This is a genomic window from Pseudomonas sp. MF6776 (genome assembly GCF_016613125.1).
Taxonomy (GTDB): Bacteria; Pseudomonadota; Gammaproteobacteria; order Pseudomonadales; family Pseudomonadaceae; genus Aquipseudomonas; species Aquipseudomonas iridis.
In genome coordinates, this window is the sequence record NZ_JAENSQ010000009.1 from 1 (window position 1) to 15,381 (window position 15,381).

Genomic DNA, 15,381 nt, shown 5'->3' on the forward strand with positions numbered 1-15,381 from the left:
CTGACCGAGATCAGCCAGGAGGCCGACATGCGCAACTGTTTTGTCGAGATGGGCGCCTGGGAAGAAGACACCGAAAAGCGTTGGTAGGGCTTACGTTGGTTTTTGGTTCCATTGCTCCCCAAACCCCAATACCTTCTCGATTCAAAAGTTCCACAACTGTTTGTAAGGCTCGGGAACTGTTATCGCCGTAGTAACAATCAACCTCATCCTTTTTCATGTCGTTAGAGATCCTGAGTGGCAATAGTGGTTGCACATTCACCAGATGCACCTCAACACTGCCGCCGAGCAATCCGCCATCCTGGATCAACCCGATAAGGTACCGCACCGCGCGCTCCGAATGCTCGGAGCCATCGACAGCTACAAGTATTTTATGCATTTTCTAAATCCTCTTTCAGTGGCATGAAGATGCTTGTCTTTAGGGGATTGCCAGCTTGCAATCAGTTCTACTCGGACAGGCGGATTCGAATCTGTTTTTCAATCTCGATGATCGCAAAGAGCGCAACACCCACTCCGATGATCAGTAGGCCATCAAGGAAAGGGATCGTCTCTGTGGCAAACACCTTTTGCAGAGGTGGCGCGTAGGTGATGGCGAACTGGGCCAAGGTCACCACCGCGACGGTCATCCACACGACCTTGGTGCCACGAATGCCCCTCCAGGTCAGCGATGTGCTGTAGAGATTACGAATGAAGAACAGATGGAATATTTCCATCACGACTAGCGTATTCACCGCCATGGTTCGGGCCAACTCCACGGAGTAGCCACGGTCGAGCGCATACGAAAAAATGCCGTAAACACCGCAGAGGAACAGAATAGAAACAAGCACCATATGCCAAACCAACGCGCCGCTTATGAGTGGCTCCTTGCGGGAACGGGGCGGTCTGCGCATTGTGTTTTCTTCAGTAGGCTCGAACGCCAGCGCGATGCCAAGTGTCACGGCGGTAATCAGATTGATCCACAGAATCTGTATTGGCGTCACTGGCAGCGTAATGCCGAGTAACAGGGCCACGATGATGGTCATGGTCTCGCCCGCGTTGGTAGGTAGCGTCCAACTCAGCACTTTCTTGATGTTGTCGTAGACCGTCCGGCCTTCGCGAACCGCAGCGACGATGGACGCAAAGTTGTCATCGGCCAGCACCAGGTCTGCGGCTTCCTTGGCGGCTTCACTGCCTTTTCCACCCATGGCGATACCGGCATCGGCGCGCTTTAGCGCTGGTGCATCGTTTACGCCATCGCCGGTCATGGCCACCGTCATGCCATTGGATTGCAGCAGCATTACCAACCTGAGCTTATGTTCAGGGCTGGTGCGCGCAAAAATATTGACGTGCTTTACCGCCTCCTTCAGAGCGGCATCGTTCATGACGTCAAGGTCTACGCCGGTCAACACACTTTCGGGATTTTGCAGTCCAATCTGCCGACCGATAGCGGCTGCGGTACCGCCGTGATCGCCAGTGATCATTTTTACGACAATACCTGCTGCTTGGCATTGTTGAACTGCTTTTATCGTCTCGGGTCTAGGCGGGTCAATCAGTCCGACCATGCCCAGCAGGGTTAACCTTCCTTCTACGTCCCCAAACTCCAACACGGTGTGCTCGGGAGGAACTGATCTAACTGCAAACGCCAATACACGCTGCCCCTTGGCAGCAATGGCGTTTGCCTGTTCGTGCCAGTAGTGCGCATTGAGCGGTTCAGTCCCGCCAGCATTGACGAGCTGCTGTGTGCTCATGGCCAGTATTTGCTCTGGCGCGCCCTTCACATAGATAGAGGCACGTCGATCATGATTGTGATGCAGGGTCGCCATGAAGCGGTGTTTCGCGTCAAACGGAATGGCATCGGTGCGGGGCCAGGCCTGATGATATTCATCGCTATCAATACCGGTCTTTCCGGAAAATGCCAGCAAGGCACCCTCCATCGGGTCACCCTCTACCTTCCATAAATCTTCATGCAGGCGCAGCACCGCATCATTGCACAGGCCAGCTGCTCGCCCCAGTTCTGCCAACGCAGGGTGAGTCGATATGTCGACTAGCTGATCTGCAAGGCTGATGCTTCCTACTGGCTGATAACCTTCGCCGTCGACCATGAATATGAGATCGTTCGTGACGACCGATGCGACCATCATTTCGTTGCGGGTAAGTGTGCCGGTCTTGTCAGTGCAGATGACTGATACTGAGCCTAGTGTTTCGATGGCCGGCAGGCGACGTACAATAGCGTTGCGGCGAGCCATTGCCCGAACGCCGACAGCCAGCGTAATGGTAAGGACGGCGGGCAGCCCTTCAGGTATAGCCGCTACCGACATCCCTACCACGACCATGAAGATCTCGGTGAACTCGTAGTGCCCAACATAATGGCCAAACACGAGCAAAAGGCCGCCGACTAACAAGATCAAGATCGTCAGCCAACGGGCAAATACGTTCATTTGCTGCACCAGCGGCGTGGTCAGCGTTTCTACACCTGCAAGTAGAGTGCTGATGCGTCCGATTTCAGCAGCTGCTGCGGTAGCAACGACAACCCCTGTTGCTTGCCCGCAAGTCACGAGTGTGCCGCTGAACGCCATGCAAGTACGATCACCCAAGGCTGATTCGAGGCCCACTGGCTGGGTATGTTTCTCTGCTGGTACGGATTCACCGGTAAGAATGGCTTCTTGAATTTGTAGTCTGTTCGCGCGCAGCAGGCGTAAATCAGCAGGTACTTTGTCTCCGGCCTCCAGCAATACGATATCGCCCGGTACCAGTTCCTCACCCACAATACTTAAGCGTTCGCCTGCGCGAATCACGGCGGCGTGCGGCGCCAGCATTTGCCGGATAGCGTCCATGGCTTTTTCCGCTTTGCCTTCTTGGACGTAGCCAATAATTGCGTTTGCAATGACCACAGCCAGAATCACTACCGTATCCCAAAGATGTTGCAGCACCGCGGTAATCGCAGCGGATCCTAGAAGTACGTAAATCAGAATGTTGTGAAATTGCAGCAGGAATTTGAGCCATGCAGGTCGACGTGCTGCTTCTGGTAGCCTGTTGAAACCAGTGCGGTCAAGACGAACTTGGACTTCGGCGGCCTCCAGCCCGACATGCTCATTAACCTCAAGCAGGTTCGTCACCTCCTCTGCAGGCAAGGAGTGCCAGGCCACGGAATGCGGGGGGATTGGTGTTTGCTCTGCTGCTGCACCGACCACCTGCGCCATCAATAATTATCTCCTGTGCACACAGCTCAACTGAAACGAGCTGAGGTATTTATGAGCGAGCGAGGGGGATATAAGGCTAAAAAATATTTTTCAGCGCTTACACCCTATCTTCCATCTAGCTGACAGGAACTATAGATGTAGCGCAAACAATAGGTTGGAGATTGTTGATATAAATCAAATTATCAGTGCAAAGCAGTGTATCAAAATGTTTTTCTGGAGAATCTAATCTTCTAGGTTTTTTATAAAATGGCGCAGACACCAAAACACATGGCGTAGCAAAAACAAATAAATATTGCGGATCAATGCGAAGGCCAAGTTTACTCGATATATGACATGAAGCTTCTGCAATACTTATATATTACCTTGTTAAACCTCGCACATTTGCGCACTCAATTAGTTCCAACCATCCGGATTGCCCTAGCTTGATTTAGCTGTGTTATCAACCTGAGGCTCTTCCAGCGCTTCTGGTGATCCTGGCAGCTCGGTAATTACGCTGAAGTCGCTCACCTCAACGGCGCCTAGCCCTTAGCCAAGCGGGTGGAACGAGAACGCTTTACTGCCCTTCAGGATTAACTGTTTCATGCTGTTTAACCCCGCCACGCCTGCGTGCGCCAAGTGTTAATATATTACCTTTTAAGTGATCCAAAGGACGTTGATGACCAATCATCAAGCTAAAGCCGAAACTCCTAGAGCAGCCGCGATTCTGGCTCGCTTCATATCGTCGGAATCCGCTGGCGGTCTTGTACTGATGGGTGCGGCACTCGCGGCCCTAATTGTGGCCAACTCGCCTCTCTCGCAAGGTTATTTTGCAGCCTTGCACAGTGTCTGGTTGGGCATGTCTGTCGAGCATTGGGTCAATGATGGCCTGATGGCGATCTTCTTCCTGATGGTCGGACTAGAGATCAAAAGAGAGGTTCTAGCAGGCGGGCTCTCCACTTGGGGCCAGCGTGCCTTGCCGGGATTTGGTGCTATAGGCGGCATGGTTGTGCCTGCGCTGATCTACATCGCTATCAACTGGGGTAATTCTGAGACCTTGAAGGGCTGGGCTATCCCAGCCGCTACCGACATCGCGTTCGCCCTGGGTGTCTTGTCGCTGCTGGGTAAGCGAGTTCCGACTTCGCTGAAGGTCTTCCTAGCCGCCTTGGCGATCATTGACGACCTGGGTGCTGTGGTCATCATCGCCTTTTTCTACACCACTGGTCTTTCCATGCCGATGTTGCTGGCATCGCTCGCGACCCTGGTCATTCTGATAGCAATGAATCGATTGGGCGTCAGACGATTGTTCCCATATTTGCTGGTCGGTGGTGTTCTGTGGTTCTTCGTACTGCAATCCGGGGTGCATGCCACCCTTGCGGGCGTTGCTGTAGCGCTGTGTGTTCCAATGGGTAAGCCTGAAGAGGAAGCCCGGTCTCCATTGCTGTTCCTAGAAGAAAAGCTGCACATGTGGGTAGCTTTCGCTGTGGTGCCGATTTTCGGCTTCGCCAATGCGGGTGTTTCACTGGCCGGAATTTCTATGGAGAACCTAGTCGATCCGGTTCCGCTGGGTGTAGCGCTCGGCTTGTTGGTGGGCAAGCAGATTGGCATTTTCCTGTTGGCTGCACTGGCCATTCGTATGGGCTTGGCCAAACTGCCGGAAGGCAGCAATTGGGCACAGCTTTACGGCGTTGCGCTCTTGTGTGGCATCGGCTTCACCATGAGTCTATTCATCGGAAACCTGGCGTTTGCTGGATCAGCTCACTTGATTGACGAGGTAAAAGTCGGTGTGTTGATCGGTTCGACCCTGGCTGCAATCGGTGGCGTCCTGATTTTGCGACGCCGCGCTGCGCCCGCCACGATTTCCAGTTAATCGAAAGCGAGCCGGCCACAGAATTTCTCCCTGATTGAAATCTGTGGCCGAGAGCTACCGAGATATCCCTTTAACGGCGGATCGGTACCAACAACTCGGATGCGACTTTTTTCAGCATGAAAGTATCGCGCTGAATGGACTGCCCCATCGAAGATTCCTGGCGCTGCATGACGCTTTCATTGTGAGTGGAAAAAAATATCTACTTAAAACAGTAGGTCAGGATTTATTCCGCAGTTCGCAACGGTCACACCCGTTTCGCGGTCGGCGCAGCGTTGCCGCTGGCAGTGACCGTCATCGCGCCAACAGACAGCGTGCGCCTTGAGCAACATCAACAAACGTCCGCTTCGAATGGATTAACTTGACCTGACCTTCGCCAACCCAAGGAATCCCCATGCCTGCCGAAGTGGATGTTGCGATTATTGGCGGTGGCCAGTCCGCACTCGCCGTGGCTTACTTCCTGCGCCGTACCGGGCGTTCCTTTGTGATTATTGATGCCGAAGCGGCACCGGGTGGCGCCTGGCGGCATGGCTGGGATTCCCTGCGACTGTTTTCACCGTCGACCTGGAGCTCCATCGCCGGTTGGATGATGCCTCCGGTCATTGACGGCTACCCAAGTCGCGACAACGTACTCGATTACCTGCGCCAGTATGAGCAACGCTACCAATTTCCTGTCGAGCGGCCCTACTGGGTCAACGCTATTGAGCGTCGGGGCAATCACCTCCACGTAAAAGCCCAGGGCCGCAGTTGGCTGGCCCGCACCGTGGTCAGCGCGACCGGCACCTGGCGCCATCCCTACCTGCCGCATTACCCCGGCAGCGAAACCTTTACCGGCCAGCAATTGCATTCGGCCCACTACGTTAACGCCAAGCCGTTTGCCGGGAAAAAAGTCCTGGTGGTGGGCGGTGGCTACTCCGGCGCACAGATCCTCGCTGAAGTCTCGCAAGTCGCCGATGCCACCTGGGTCACTCCGCAGTCGCCAGAGTTTCTTGCCGATGACGTTGATGGACGGGTGCTCTTCGAACGCGCCACCGAACGCTGGAAAGCGCAGCTGGCCGGCATCGTCATTGAAAAGCCGGTTGGCGGCTTGGGCGATATCGTGATGGTGCCGCCAGTCGTCGAGGCTAGGGAGCGCGGCGTGCTGCACGCGGTTCGGCCGTTCCTGCGTTTCACCGAGACCGGCGTGACGTGGGCTGATGGCTCGCAAACGCCAGTCGACGCAGTGATCTGGTGCACCGGCTTCCGCCCTGCCCTCGGCTATTTGGAATCCCTGGGCGTGTGTACCGCCGACGGGCGCGTGGCCGTAAAAGGTAAGCATTCGATTCAGGAATCGCGTTTGTGGTTGGTGGGTTATGGCGACTGGACAGGCGCCGCTTCGGCGACACTGATCGGCGTGACCCGAACGGCGCGCAGTACCGTTGAGGAAATTGAGCGGTTTTTGATGGAGCAGTGAGTCGGCTGTTGTAAATCAAGCCACGCAAAACGAACGCCAATGCGAGTCCGGTTTAGGTTGAACCTCTGCTGCTCAAGCGGACTCCCAAACCTATATCCAGGAGAAACGTATGACCCATACAGCTTTGGTCGTGGGTGCCAGCGGCATCGTCGGCAGTGCAATCACTCAATTACTCATCGATAACAAGTGGCAGGTCGCCGCGCTCTCGAGGCAGCCGTCACAAGTGCAAGGCGTGATACCTGTCGCGGCAGACCTTCAGGATCCTGCTTCGCTGGAACATGCGCTGGCTGATTTGAAACCCACTCATGTGTTCATTACCACATGGTCACGGCAAGCCACAGAAGCCGAGAACATTCGCGTTAATGCCGCCATGGTACGCAACGTACTCACCGCCATTCGCCCAGCCAATAGCGTTGAACACGTAGCGCTGGTTACTGGGCTAAAACACTATCTCGGCCCATTCGAAGCCTATGGTAAAGGCAGCCTTCCGCAAACGCCGTTTCGCGAAGAGCAAGGTCGTCTGGATGTCGAGAATTTCTATTACGCCCAGGAGGATGAACTTTTCGCCGCTGCTGAAAAGGACGGCTTCACCTGGAGCGTTCATCGCCCGCATACCGTTACTGGAGTGGCTGTAGGCAATGCGATGAATATGGCAACCACCCTCGCCGTCTATGCCTCGATTTGCAAACAAACCAATCGCCCTTTTGTGTTTCCAGGTTCAAGAGTGCAATGGGACAGCCTTACCGATATGACGGACGCACGGCAGTTGGCGAAACAACAGCTGTGGGCGGCCACCACGCCGGCTGCGGCGAACCAGGCATTCAACGTCACTAATGGCGATGTGTTTCGCTGGAAGTGGATGTGGAGCAGGATCGCCGACTACTTCGACTTGCCTGCTGCCGATTATCCCGCTTCAGTGTCACCTCTTGAGAAGCAGATGGCTGACGACCAAGCCGTATGGACGCGAATCGTCGCGGAACACGGTTTGAAAGAGTCGGATATTGGTCGCCTGGTGTCCCCATGGCACACCGATGCTGACCTCGGTCGACCAATCGAAGTCGTCACGGATATGTCAAAAAGCCGCGCAATGGGCTTCACTGCGTACCAGGCGAGTGATCAAGCATTTTTCGACGTGTTCGACAAACTACGCGAGATGCGCTTGATACCCTAGGTCGTTCCACAACGGATATGCCGATGATCCAAGGAAAGGAGAAAAAATGGCAGGCGAATACTCGTTGTCCGATGTGCAGGGGAGGATGTTACTGTTCAGGTCGAGGCTAGCGAGCGTAAAGATCGCTCTGGGAACGCGGCCAGAAACTACTCGCGTGACTTGATACATGGAGGGGCATTTTGAAAAAGAGTGAGCTTCCAGTTAAAACCTGCATGACCTGCGGCCTTCCCTTCGCATGGAGGAAAAAGTGGGCACGCTGCTGGCAGGATGTCCGCTACTGCTCGGAGCGTTGCCGGCGCAAATCACCTCTAAAAGTCAGATCGCAAAGGTTGGTATAGACTTGCGTGAAAGTCACAGGGACTCTGAAAATGATCAATGCAGAATTGCTGAAACTGATGATCGAGGCATCCAACGATGGCATCGTTGTGGCAGAGCAGGAAGGCGATGAGAACGTTCTTATCTACGCCAACCAAGCCTTCCAGCGCCTGACGGGCTACAACTCTGATGACACCTTGTATCAGGATTGCCGGTTCCTGCAGGGCGATGACCGAGACCAACCAGGCATTGTGGCTATCCGCGAGGCAATAAAGAACTTTCAGCCTTGCCGGCAAATCATTCGAAACTATCGCCAAGACGGCAGTGCTTTCTGGAATGAGCTGTCGATTACCCCAGTGTTCAACGACGCAGATCAACTCACTTATTACATCGGCATTCAGAAGGACGTTACTGTTCAGGTCGAGGCGAGCGAGCGTGTCCGTCAACTGGAGGCTGAAGTCGAGAATCTGAAAGCCCAGTTGACGGAATTACAACGAAACGCTTCATCGATTTAAAGAGCCATAGAAAACGGCAAAAACAAGTCCGTTCACATACGGCCAAAAGTCACTCTGTCACCGATAATCTTGGCGTGGAGCTCTTTGCGAGCTCAATGGCAGCGTTAATGGCGGCTCGAGCCTGGGGGCTGTTCTTCCAACAAGTAGATCCCACTGCAGCCGATGCCTGGGCCAAAATGTCACAAACATCCGCTTTGCTGAGCATTGCCAGGGAGTCAAACCCCATCTGTTCAAGGCGAGCGATAACGGTTGGTCCTACGCCCTTCAATGCCAAAAGGGCTTGCTGTTCCTTCAGGGTAAATGGCATCCGTAAACTCCTGTTCTCGGCCAGTTAACTACTGACTCTGCCCTACTTCGGCGGCCATCTCAATAGCCAGCAATAAGCCGCCCAGTTGCCTCTGAATCGCGGCCAAACCAAGCAGAACCAACGTCAATAAGATGCTGCCACCCACCTGAAGGCAACCAAGCTTGAGACTCATGAAGGTATGCATGTTCGAGACAGCTGACTAATCAGCAGCCAAGAGCTTTTTAACTTCGGCGATGATCAAGTCGATGTCGAATGGTTTTGCCAACACGGCATCAAACAAATCTGATCTCTGCATACCGATATGTGCCTGAGCACCGCTCATCAAGATGATCGGCAATTGACTAGCTGAAGGGAGAGCTCGAACGGCTGTGGCGAATTCCAGCCCGTCCATGACCGGCATCATGAAGTCGGTAATGATCAAGGCGGGTCGCTCTCTATCCAGTATCTCGAGCCCTTTTCGACCGTTGCTGGCCGTCACCACCATGAACCCCTCATCCTCTAGCGCAAAGCTGAGAATGTCAGCGATCAAATACTCGTCGTCGACGACCAGGATGGTGGACATGTTAATTCAACCCACTCAAAAGCTTAAGAAATTGAACCGGGCGATGACTCAGCGGGAACTGATGGTTCACGTCTTGAAGCCTTTTCCAGGAAAACATCTTGATTACGGATCACGACCACAAATCGCGAAGGATCGTAGGAGCTGTCTCGTATTTTAAGAATGGAAAGCGTCCTGCTAAGTTCAGATTGATTCTCAGAGAACCGCATGAGCATGAGATTGTCGACGATGCTGGACAGGTCCGAGTTCGGCGCGCTGACCTCGGAGCCGAAAAGATCGCGCATTTCCCAAGAGGCAAATACGGTAACGCCTCTGGATCGCAGCTCGTTCATCAGTGCACTGAAGAAATCAGTAATCCGCGCCGGATTTGTCGAGACTCGCGTCATACCGCTCAGGCTATCGATAAACAGGCGCTTGATGCCCTTTTCTTCAACGAGATTCAGTAGGCGTGCGCCCAAACCATCCAGGAGGCCCTCTGTGGTGGGTTGCCATGCGATGGTCAGTGCGCCGCTGTCTTCCATGCTTTTTAAATCGATGCCCAGTGATTGGCCCTTGAGTCGCAGCCGTTGGGGACTTTCGTAGAAGCCGAAATGCAGACCCGGCGCTTCCACGGTCGACTCGGCCAGGAATTTGAGGCCCAGCGTCGTTTTACCAATCCCGGAGGGGCCTATGACCAGAGACACACTGGAACTGTGCAGGCCTCCGCCCAAGATGTCGTCCAGTGATTCAATGCCACTGGCGATACGCGTCATGTCGGCGCTGTCGGGAGAGGACGGATGGCTGTAGAGACTTTCGAGCCGTGGATAAACAACCAGGCCATTGTCGGTAATTTCACACTCGTGAAGGCCGGTCATTGCTCCGCTGCCGCGAGTTTTACGCAGCTGAATTCGACGCACCGAGCGAGTGCCATACAACTCTTCGCCCATCTCGATCACGCCATCAACCATCGTGTGCTCAGGACTGCCATCGTCAAGGCGAGAACTGGTTAGAAACAGCACCGTGCAACCAGCGAACGCGGCGTGCCCTTGCAACTCAGAGATGAATTTCTTGGTGTCGATATGGGAATCAGCTTTTGAACGCGCATTTAGCAAGCCGTCGACCACCATCACGGTGGCTTTCTGACGGCTTATCTCACGCCGAAGCAGCTTCACTACTTCATCCAAACCTTCGTTTTCCAAAGTATCGAATGCGCTGACGAACTGGATTTCAGCCCCGACTTTGGAAGAGTCGAAGAAGCTCAGAGTCGAAAGAAATTGAAAAAGGCGATCGTGTGACTCGGCCAGCAGCGTTGCGACTAGAACCCGCCCACCCTTTTGCGCGTGATGGAACCCAAGCTGGTTGGCCAAGATCGTTTTTCCAGACCCTGGGCGCCCTTGGATTATGTATGAAGAGCCCGCTACCAGCCCGCCCTTAAGCAGAGCGTCGAGCCCTTCGATTCCACTTTCGAGGCGTTTTAGCTTTTCCACAATGCGACCCTGATCTGAAAAACAGGCTGTTTAAGCCGAATGGGGGAATGCTAACGCCATTTTCGCTCTGGGCCAATGCACTAATTGGTGGCATGCGTTTACTTACAACATGCTGGACGCCTACCTCGGTTTGATTGCTTGGAGCAGCTTGAATCATCGGTAGGCGCTGCGAATGGATCGTCGATAAGGCTATAGAGATGGAGTTACGCGGCGCCACGCTCTGCACTGGAATTGAAGGGTTTGGACATACCGGACAGCTACATTCAGCCCCACGCTTAACTCTCCAAGGAGCGATATCTCTTCATTCGGTACATTTCACTATCCGAATGGGTGAGCAGTGTATCGGCATCATTTCCGTGCTCGGGATAATAGGCAACGCCAATACTGCACAATGGCATCTTGAGTGTGCCGAACTCAGGGCCGAGTGGCTCAGCCATGACGTTGTGAATCTGCTCTAGCTTTTCGGAAATCGTGTCCCTCGACTGGACGTCTGTTAGCAGCACCGTGAATTCATCGCCGCCAATGCGAGCCACGGTGTCTGTCTCACGCACACAGCTTTTCAGACGCTGGGCAACAATGCACAGAACACTATCTCCCGCTGCGTGACCATGGACATCATTGATACTCTTGAAATCATTTATATCCAAAAAAAGCAGAGCTAGCTCATTACCATGGCGCTGCGCAGTCTGCAGTGCAGATATCAGTCGATCACTAAAGAGCGACCGATTGGTTAATTTCGTCAGCGGGTCGTGATGAGCGAGGAAGCGTAACTCCTCCTCGGCTTTAGCTAAAGCTGTAACGTTTCTTGCGACCCCGATCCTGGCACCGACCTCCTCAGACCAGAATGCAGCCCACAGGATGTACACGACTGCCCCATCCTTGCGGATGTAACGGTTCCGGAAATCGAAATGAGGTTGACCATTCATGACCCGGGAAATCGAAGCTCGCGTCGCATCCAAATCATCAGGATGCATATAGCTGGTGATACTGGTGCCGATCAGCTCATCAGGGAGATAGCCCAACAGGGCCTTACAGGCATCACTCACAAAAACAATGTGGTCGCTTTCATCAACCACAAAAACAGTATCCAACATTAAGTGGATCAGTTTGGGGTAGAGCGCTTGAAGATCGATGGCCATAAGTCATGTGGGTCTGAGTCGTTGAGCGCGATCATATCCCGATTTACAGGGTGGACTGCGAGGAATCTTGGTGGAAGTGGAATCCCGTCGCTTAGGCCGTCTAGAGTGGTTGCGTCCGCGGTGTAATTCCGGACGTTCGTTGGCGATTTACCATCGCCCTATACGCGCTCGCTGAAAAGCGCCCAGTGGTACGGGGAGCGTCAGTGACCATCAGTTTTTTACCGGCTGACGCAAAAGAAAAGCTAGGGATTTAACAGCGGTATTTTCACTACGAATTCGCTTCCCTTGCCTTCCCCCGCACTTGTGCCGGTCACTGTTCCACTATGGGCTTCAACCAACTCTCGCACCACCGTCAGCCCAATGCCTAAGCCTGCGCCATTGAAACCCACTGCATGATCATCCTGGACAAACGGCTCAAAGATGAAAGGCAGCGCTTTGGCTGAGATACCAATGCCGGAATCCCGAATGCGAATTTCCAGCAGATTGGCTTCAACGGAAACGGCGAGTGTGACAGTGCCACCTTTGGGCGTGTACTTGGCTGCGTTACCCAGCAAATTATCAAGAATCTGCGCCAGCCTTACAGGATCGCCGTTCACCGCTAAACGAGATTCCAGGCGTTCTGAGCTGAAACTCAAGCCGTGGGCGAGCATGACCGGAGTATAGATTGCTATTGCGTCACTAATGATGTCAGCCATATTAGTAACCTGGAAGTTCAGGCGAAATTTACCGGTGGAAGCACGAGCAATGTCGAGCAAATCTTCCACCAGCCGGGACATCCGCTGTACTTGGCCTTCAATCAATAGCTGCATGCGTGGCAATTCTTCGCGAGGCATTCGCACCAGCCGGCCAGCAATCATGCTGATGGGCGTCAGTGGATTTCGCAGCTCGTGGGCCACTACAGAGAGGACATTGCGCTGCTGCTCCAGTGCCTGTTCAGCTGCAATTTGCAGGTCTTGGGCACTAAGCGCTGCGATAACCAATCGCTCGTTGGCTTCACGCATTTCCAAATACAGATGCTGTTCTGCCTGAGCATTTTTCTGATCTTCAACATCCGACTGCGCCGATAAAATGGCCAGCACTAACTGCTGATTGGCCTCAATGAGTTGCTCGACTTGCAAGGTATCGACAAGCTGGCTGTTGGCTTCGCTGAGTTGCTTTTGCAGCGCCGCGAGTGCCGCACGAGCCGCGACCGTTTTCCGGCCCAGTAGGAACAGCTCGCGTGCAGCAGTGGCTAAAGCCCGTTCATTCTTGCCGCTGGCCTCACTCATCATTCTTCGCTCATCTATCGACCTTGCTCAAAACCTGCCTTGTCGGTCGCCCACCGAGCAAACCTTCCTGCTCCGGCAACATGTCACCGATGTGTAGGCCGCTATCATCAATGAAGTACTGACGTAACTCATCAGAGTGCGCACTGGCGCGAACCTTGACCACGGCCATGATGCGCAGCAACCGGCTCTGCACCTCAATATAGCGCTGGACGATGATTGCATCCGTCAAAAACGCTGTGCCGTAAGGGCTGAAACGCAGATCGGTGTAACGATCTTCCAACTCCGAGGTCATCAAGACACTGACCCCGGAATTGGTCAGCGCCGTGACCATGCGCGAAAGCGACTCGCGAAAATCCTCGCGAAAGGTCGGCGCCACTGCCAGTTCGAAGCCCGACAGCGAGTCGATGACCACGCGAGTGGCTTACAGCCGAGTGATCTCGCCGAGCAACAGCTGGACAATTTCGTCAATCGAGAGATCGGGAGCGCGACTATCCACCAGGCCGACCTGCCCGCTCGCAATCAAACCCGACAGGGTCGCATTCTGCGAGTGATTGGGCCGTTGTTCGAATACTGCGATCACGCCGGTTTCGCCATTGCGCGCGCCTTCGGCGAGGAAGGTCGCCGCGAGAATGCTTTTGCCTGACCCCGATGGGCCGGCCACCAGCAACGAATAGCCCCGAGGCAGACCTCCCCCGAGCATCTCGTCGAGCTGCGCTACCCCCATGCTCAAGCGCTTGATCGGTGATTGCGGCGGCGTATCAAACGGGCTGGCGATTACGGGTGCAAAAACCTTGATCCCGGAAGTTGCAATGCGGAAGGTGTGCAGGCCCGGCAACGTCGGTTGGCCGCGCATCTTCATGATTTCCAGCTTGCGTACCATGGAGTTGCGCTGAACGCTTTGTCGAAGCCAGATCAGGCCATCGGCCACGGTGAAAATCGGGTTGGTGTCGGTTTCAGTGAAATACTCGCCGATGAGGAACGTCGTCGCTTGCCACGTCGTCATCAGCATGCCCAGTTGCTGAACGAACTGCGGAAGGTTGTTGTTGGGGTTGTCCTGGGTCTGGCTGGCCAGCACCACGGAGCGGAACGAATCGACAAACACCAGCGCCGGCGAATGCGCTTCGACTTCGCTGACGATGCGCCGCAGCACCTCGTCCAGATCCCCGGCCAGGGTATCGTCGGCCAGGTTGATGTAACGGATCGACTGGTTGATCGCTTCGCTGTCGAAAAAGTCGAATTGCTGCTGATAACGCAGCATCTTCAATGGCGGTTCACCCAGGACGGTAAAGAACAGCGCCGGGCGTTCGGGCGTTGCCAGGGCAAACATCATCTGGTGGGCAAGTGTGGTCTTGCCGCAACCAGGAGGGCCGGCAATCAGATTGAACGAAAATTCCGGCAATCCTCCACCCAGCACCTCGTCCAGTCCAGGCACGCCGGTGGCCAGACGGTTGATAGTCACTTTGGTGCTCATGGCGAATTTTCCTGCGAGGGGGTGTCGCTCAAAGAAGGTTCCCACACGCCACGAAGCAAACTAGCGGTGAGCGAGGGTCCGATCAGTGTGGTCAGAAGCTCGTAGAAAGTAGTCAGCAACACTTCACCACAAAACAGTGCTTCGGTGTCCTGCTGCTCGACGAGTACGGATTTAAGGGCAATAAGATCCATCGCGGCCGGCAGACTGTCATAAGTGCCGGCGAGATGCGGATGAGCAGAAACACACAGATGTAAACTGCGCCGGTACAGGGCGACAACCCCTTGCTGGCCAATAATCGGCGTGAGGGCTGCGTCCATAGCCTGCAATTTCGCAACAATCGCCTCGGCGATGCTTGCAGTGTCAGCATTGAGACCGACACCCTGCGCCAGAGAAGCTACGATCCGGCGGCTCTCTTCGCTAAGCGTGGACATGGCTGACTGATATCTGATGAGCAGAGTCTGATGGTACACCCTCAAGCGAACTATTGAGTCCCTTGGATGCAACATTACAAATGCGACAGTAAATGGTGACGAAACAAGAAATGGTTGGTGAACAAGCTCAATGGCAGGGAGTCTTGGCTCTACCCCTAGCGTGACGCCCCACCCTTTCCTCGCCTCACTGAGAGTGAGCAGCCTTACAAAACGTGTATCGGAGGGTGGTGAACCGCTCGTGCGAACGAGACATAAGCGCCTTAGGCT

The 15,381-nt window shown here is 54.3% G+C and carries 12 protein-coding genes and 3 pseudogenes; 6 read left to right on the forward strand and 9 right to left on the reverse strand.

The annotated features are described in order from the left end of the window. Positions 1 to 443 precede the first annotated feature (443 nt). Positions 444 to 3,176, reverse strand: coding sequence for a cation-transporting P-type ATPase (locus JJD74_RS12415; RefSeq protein ID WP_200614175.1), 2,733 nt, complete (start codon positions 3,174 to 3,176; stop codon positions 444 to 446). Positions 3,177 to 3,831: 655 nt separating this feature from the next. Between JJD74_RS12415 and nhaA the strand changes: the two genes are divergently transcribed. After that, on the forward strand, positions 3,832 to 5,022 hold the full coding sequence (nhaA, locus tag JJD74_RS12420; RefSeq protein ID WP_200614177.1) for a Na+/H+ antiporter NhaA: 1,191 nt from the start codon (positions 3,832 to 3,834) through the stop codon (positions 5,020 to 5,022). Between the two features lie 70 nt (positions 5,023 to 5,092). On the opposite strand, the pseudogene JJD74_RS30785 reads toward nhaA, so the two are convergent. Beyond that, a pseudogene (locus JJD74_RS30785) lies at positions 5,093 to 5,209 on the reverse strand (DNA mismatch repair protein MutT); the annotation flags it as partial. Positions 5,210 to 5,413: 204 nt separating this feature from the next. Here JJD74_RS30785 and JJD74_RS12425 point away from each other — a divergent pair. From JJD74_RS12425 to JJD74_RS12440, 4 genes are all read left to right on the forward strand, one after another. Next, on the forward strand, positions 5,414 to 6,472 hold the full coding sequence (locus JJD74_RS12425; RefSeq protein ID WP_200614185.1) for an ArsO family NAD(P)H-dependent flavin-containing monooxygenase: 1,059 nt from the start codon (positions 5,414 to 5,416) through the stop codon (positions 6,470 to 6,472). A gap of 109 nt (positions 6,473 to 6,581) precedes the next feature. Next, a complete protein-coding gene (locus JJD74_RS12430; protein WP_200614187.1) occupies positions 6,582 to 7,643 on the forward strand; it encodes an SDR family oxidoreductase in 1,062 nt (353 codons plus the stop codon). Positions 7,644 to 7,822: 179 nt separating this feature from the next. After that, positions 7,823 to 7,981 (forward strand): DUF2256 domain-containing protein, encoded by a 159-nt coding sequence (locus tag JJD74_RS12435; RefSeq protein WP_200614189.1) that lies wholly within the window; start codon positions 7,823 to 7,825, stop codon positions 7,979 to 7,981. Between the two features lie 30 nt (positions 7,982 to 8,011). After that, positions 8,012 to 8,473 carry a PAS domain-containing protein gene (locus JJD74_RS12440; protein ID WP_200614192.1) on the forward strand — a complete coding sequence of 154 codons (462 nt, stop codon included), beginning with the start codon at positions 8,012 to 8,014 and terminating at the stop codon, positions 8,471 to 8,473. Between the two features lie 49 nt (positions 8,474 to 8,522). Here the strand turns inward: JJD74_RS12440 and JJD74_RS12445 are convergent, their stop codons facing one another. From JJD74_RS12445 to JJD74_RS12455, 3 genes are all read right to left on the reverse strand, one after another. After that, on the reverse strand, positions 8,523 to 8,780 hold the full coding sequence (locus tag JJD74_RS12445; RefSeq protein WP_200614194.1) for a helix-hairpin-helix domain-containing protein: 258 nt from the start codon (positions 8,778 to 8,780) through the stop codon (positions 8,523 to 8,525). A gap of 199 nt (positions 8,781 to 8,979) precedes the next feature. After that, positions 8,980 to 9,342 (reverse strand): response regulator, encoded by a 363-nt coding sequence (locus JJD74_RS12450; RefSeq protein WP_042559113.1) that lies wholly within the window; start codon positions 9,340 to 9,342, stop codon positions 8,980 to 8,982. A 23-nt stretch (positions 9,343 to 9,365) separates the two neighbouring features. Beyond that, positions 9,366 to 10,808 carry an ATPase domain-containing protein gene (locus JJD74_RS12455; protein WP_200614533.1) on the reverse strand — a complete coding sequence of 481 codons (1,443 nt, stop codon included), beginning with the start codon at positions 10,806 to 10,808 and terminating at the stop codon, positions 9,366 to 9,368. Positions 10,809 to 10,975: 167 nt separating this feature from the next. Here JJD74_RS12455 and JJD74_RS12460 point away from each other — a divergent pair. Further along, a pseudogene (locus JJD74_RS12460) lies at positions 10,976 to 11,074 on the forward strand (DUF190 domain-containing protein); the annotation flags it as partial. Positions 11,075 to 11,080: 6 nt separating this feature from the next. Here JJD74_RS12460 and JJD74_RS12465 read toward each other — a convergent pair. The 4 genes and pseudogenes from JJD74_RS12465 to JJD74_RS12480 form a co-directional block, all read right to left on the reverse strand. Then, entirely contained in the window at positions 11,081 to 11,944 is an 864-nt protein-coding gene (locus JJD74_RS12465; RefSeq protein WP_200614196.1) for a sensor domain-containing diguanylate cyclase, read from the reverse strand. 242 nt (positions 11,945 to 12,186) lie between these two features. Then, positions 12,187 to 13,212, reverse strand: a complete 1,026-nt coding sequence (locus tag JJD74_RS12470) for a sensor histidine kinase (protein ID WP_200614199.1) — start codon at positions 13,210 to 13,212, stop codon at positions 12,187 to 12,189. A gap of 10 nt (positions 13,213 to 13,222) precedes the next feature. Continuing rightward, positions 13,223 to 14,683 (reverse strand): annotated as a pseudogene (locus JJD74_RS12475) (RAD55 family ATPase). Next, a complete protein-coding gene (locus JJD74_RS12480) occupies positions 14,680 to 15,114 on the reverse strand; it encodes a hypothetical protein (RefSeq protein WP_228732718.1) in 435 nt (144 codons plus the stop codon). The pseudogene JJD74_RS12475 and the gene JJD74_RS12480 overlap by 4 nt, the downstream one beginning before the upstream one ends. Positions 15,115 to 15,381 lie beyond the last annotated feature (267 nt).

Bases quoted from the DNA above. Each gene is read 5' to 3' on its own strand.
- JJD74_RS12415 (WP_200614175.1), bottom strand. From the start codon at position 3,176: ATGGCGCAGGTGGTCGGTGCAGCAGCAGAGCAAACACCAATCCCCCCG.
- nhaA (WP_200614177.1), top strand. From the start codon at position 3,832: ATGACCAATCATCAAGCTAAAGCCGAAACTCCTAGAGCAGCCGCGATT.
- JJD74_RS12425 (WP_200614185.1), top strand. From the start codon at position 5,414: ATGCCTGCCGAAGTGGATGTTGCGATTATTGGCGGTGGCCAGTCCGCA.
- JJD74_RS12430 (WP_200614187.1), top strand. From the start codon at position 6,582: ATGACCCATACAGCTTTGGTCGTGGGTGCCAGCGGCATCGTCGGCAGT.
- JJD74_RS12440 (WP_200614192.1), top strand. From the start codon at position 8,012: ATGATCAATGCAGAATTGCTGAAACTGATGATCGAGGCATCCAACGAT.
- JJD74_RS12445 (WP_200614194.1), bottom strand. From the start codon at position 8,780: ATGCCATTTACCCTGAAGGAACAGCAAGCCCTTTTGGCATTGAAGGGC.
- JJD74_RS12450 (WP_042559113.1), bottom strand. From the start codon at position 9,342: ATGTCCACCATCCTGGTCGTCGACGACGAGTATTTGATCGCTGACATT.
- JJD74_RS12465 (WP_200614196.1), bottom strand. From the start codon at position 11,944: ATGGCCATCGATCTTCAAGCGCTCTACCCCAAACTGATCCACTTAATG.
- JJD74_RS12470 (WP_200614199.1), bottom strand. From the start codon at position 13,212: ATGAGTGAGGCCAGCGGCAAGAATGAACGGGCTTTAGCCACTGCTGCA.
- JJD74_RS12480 (WP_228732718.1), bottom strand. From the start codon at position 15,114: ATGTCCACGCTTAGCGAAGAGAGCCGCCGGATCGTAGCTTCTCTGGCG.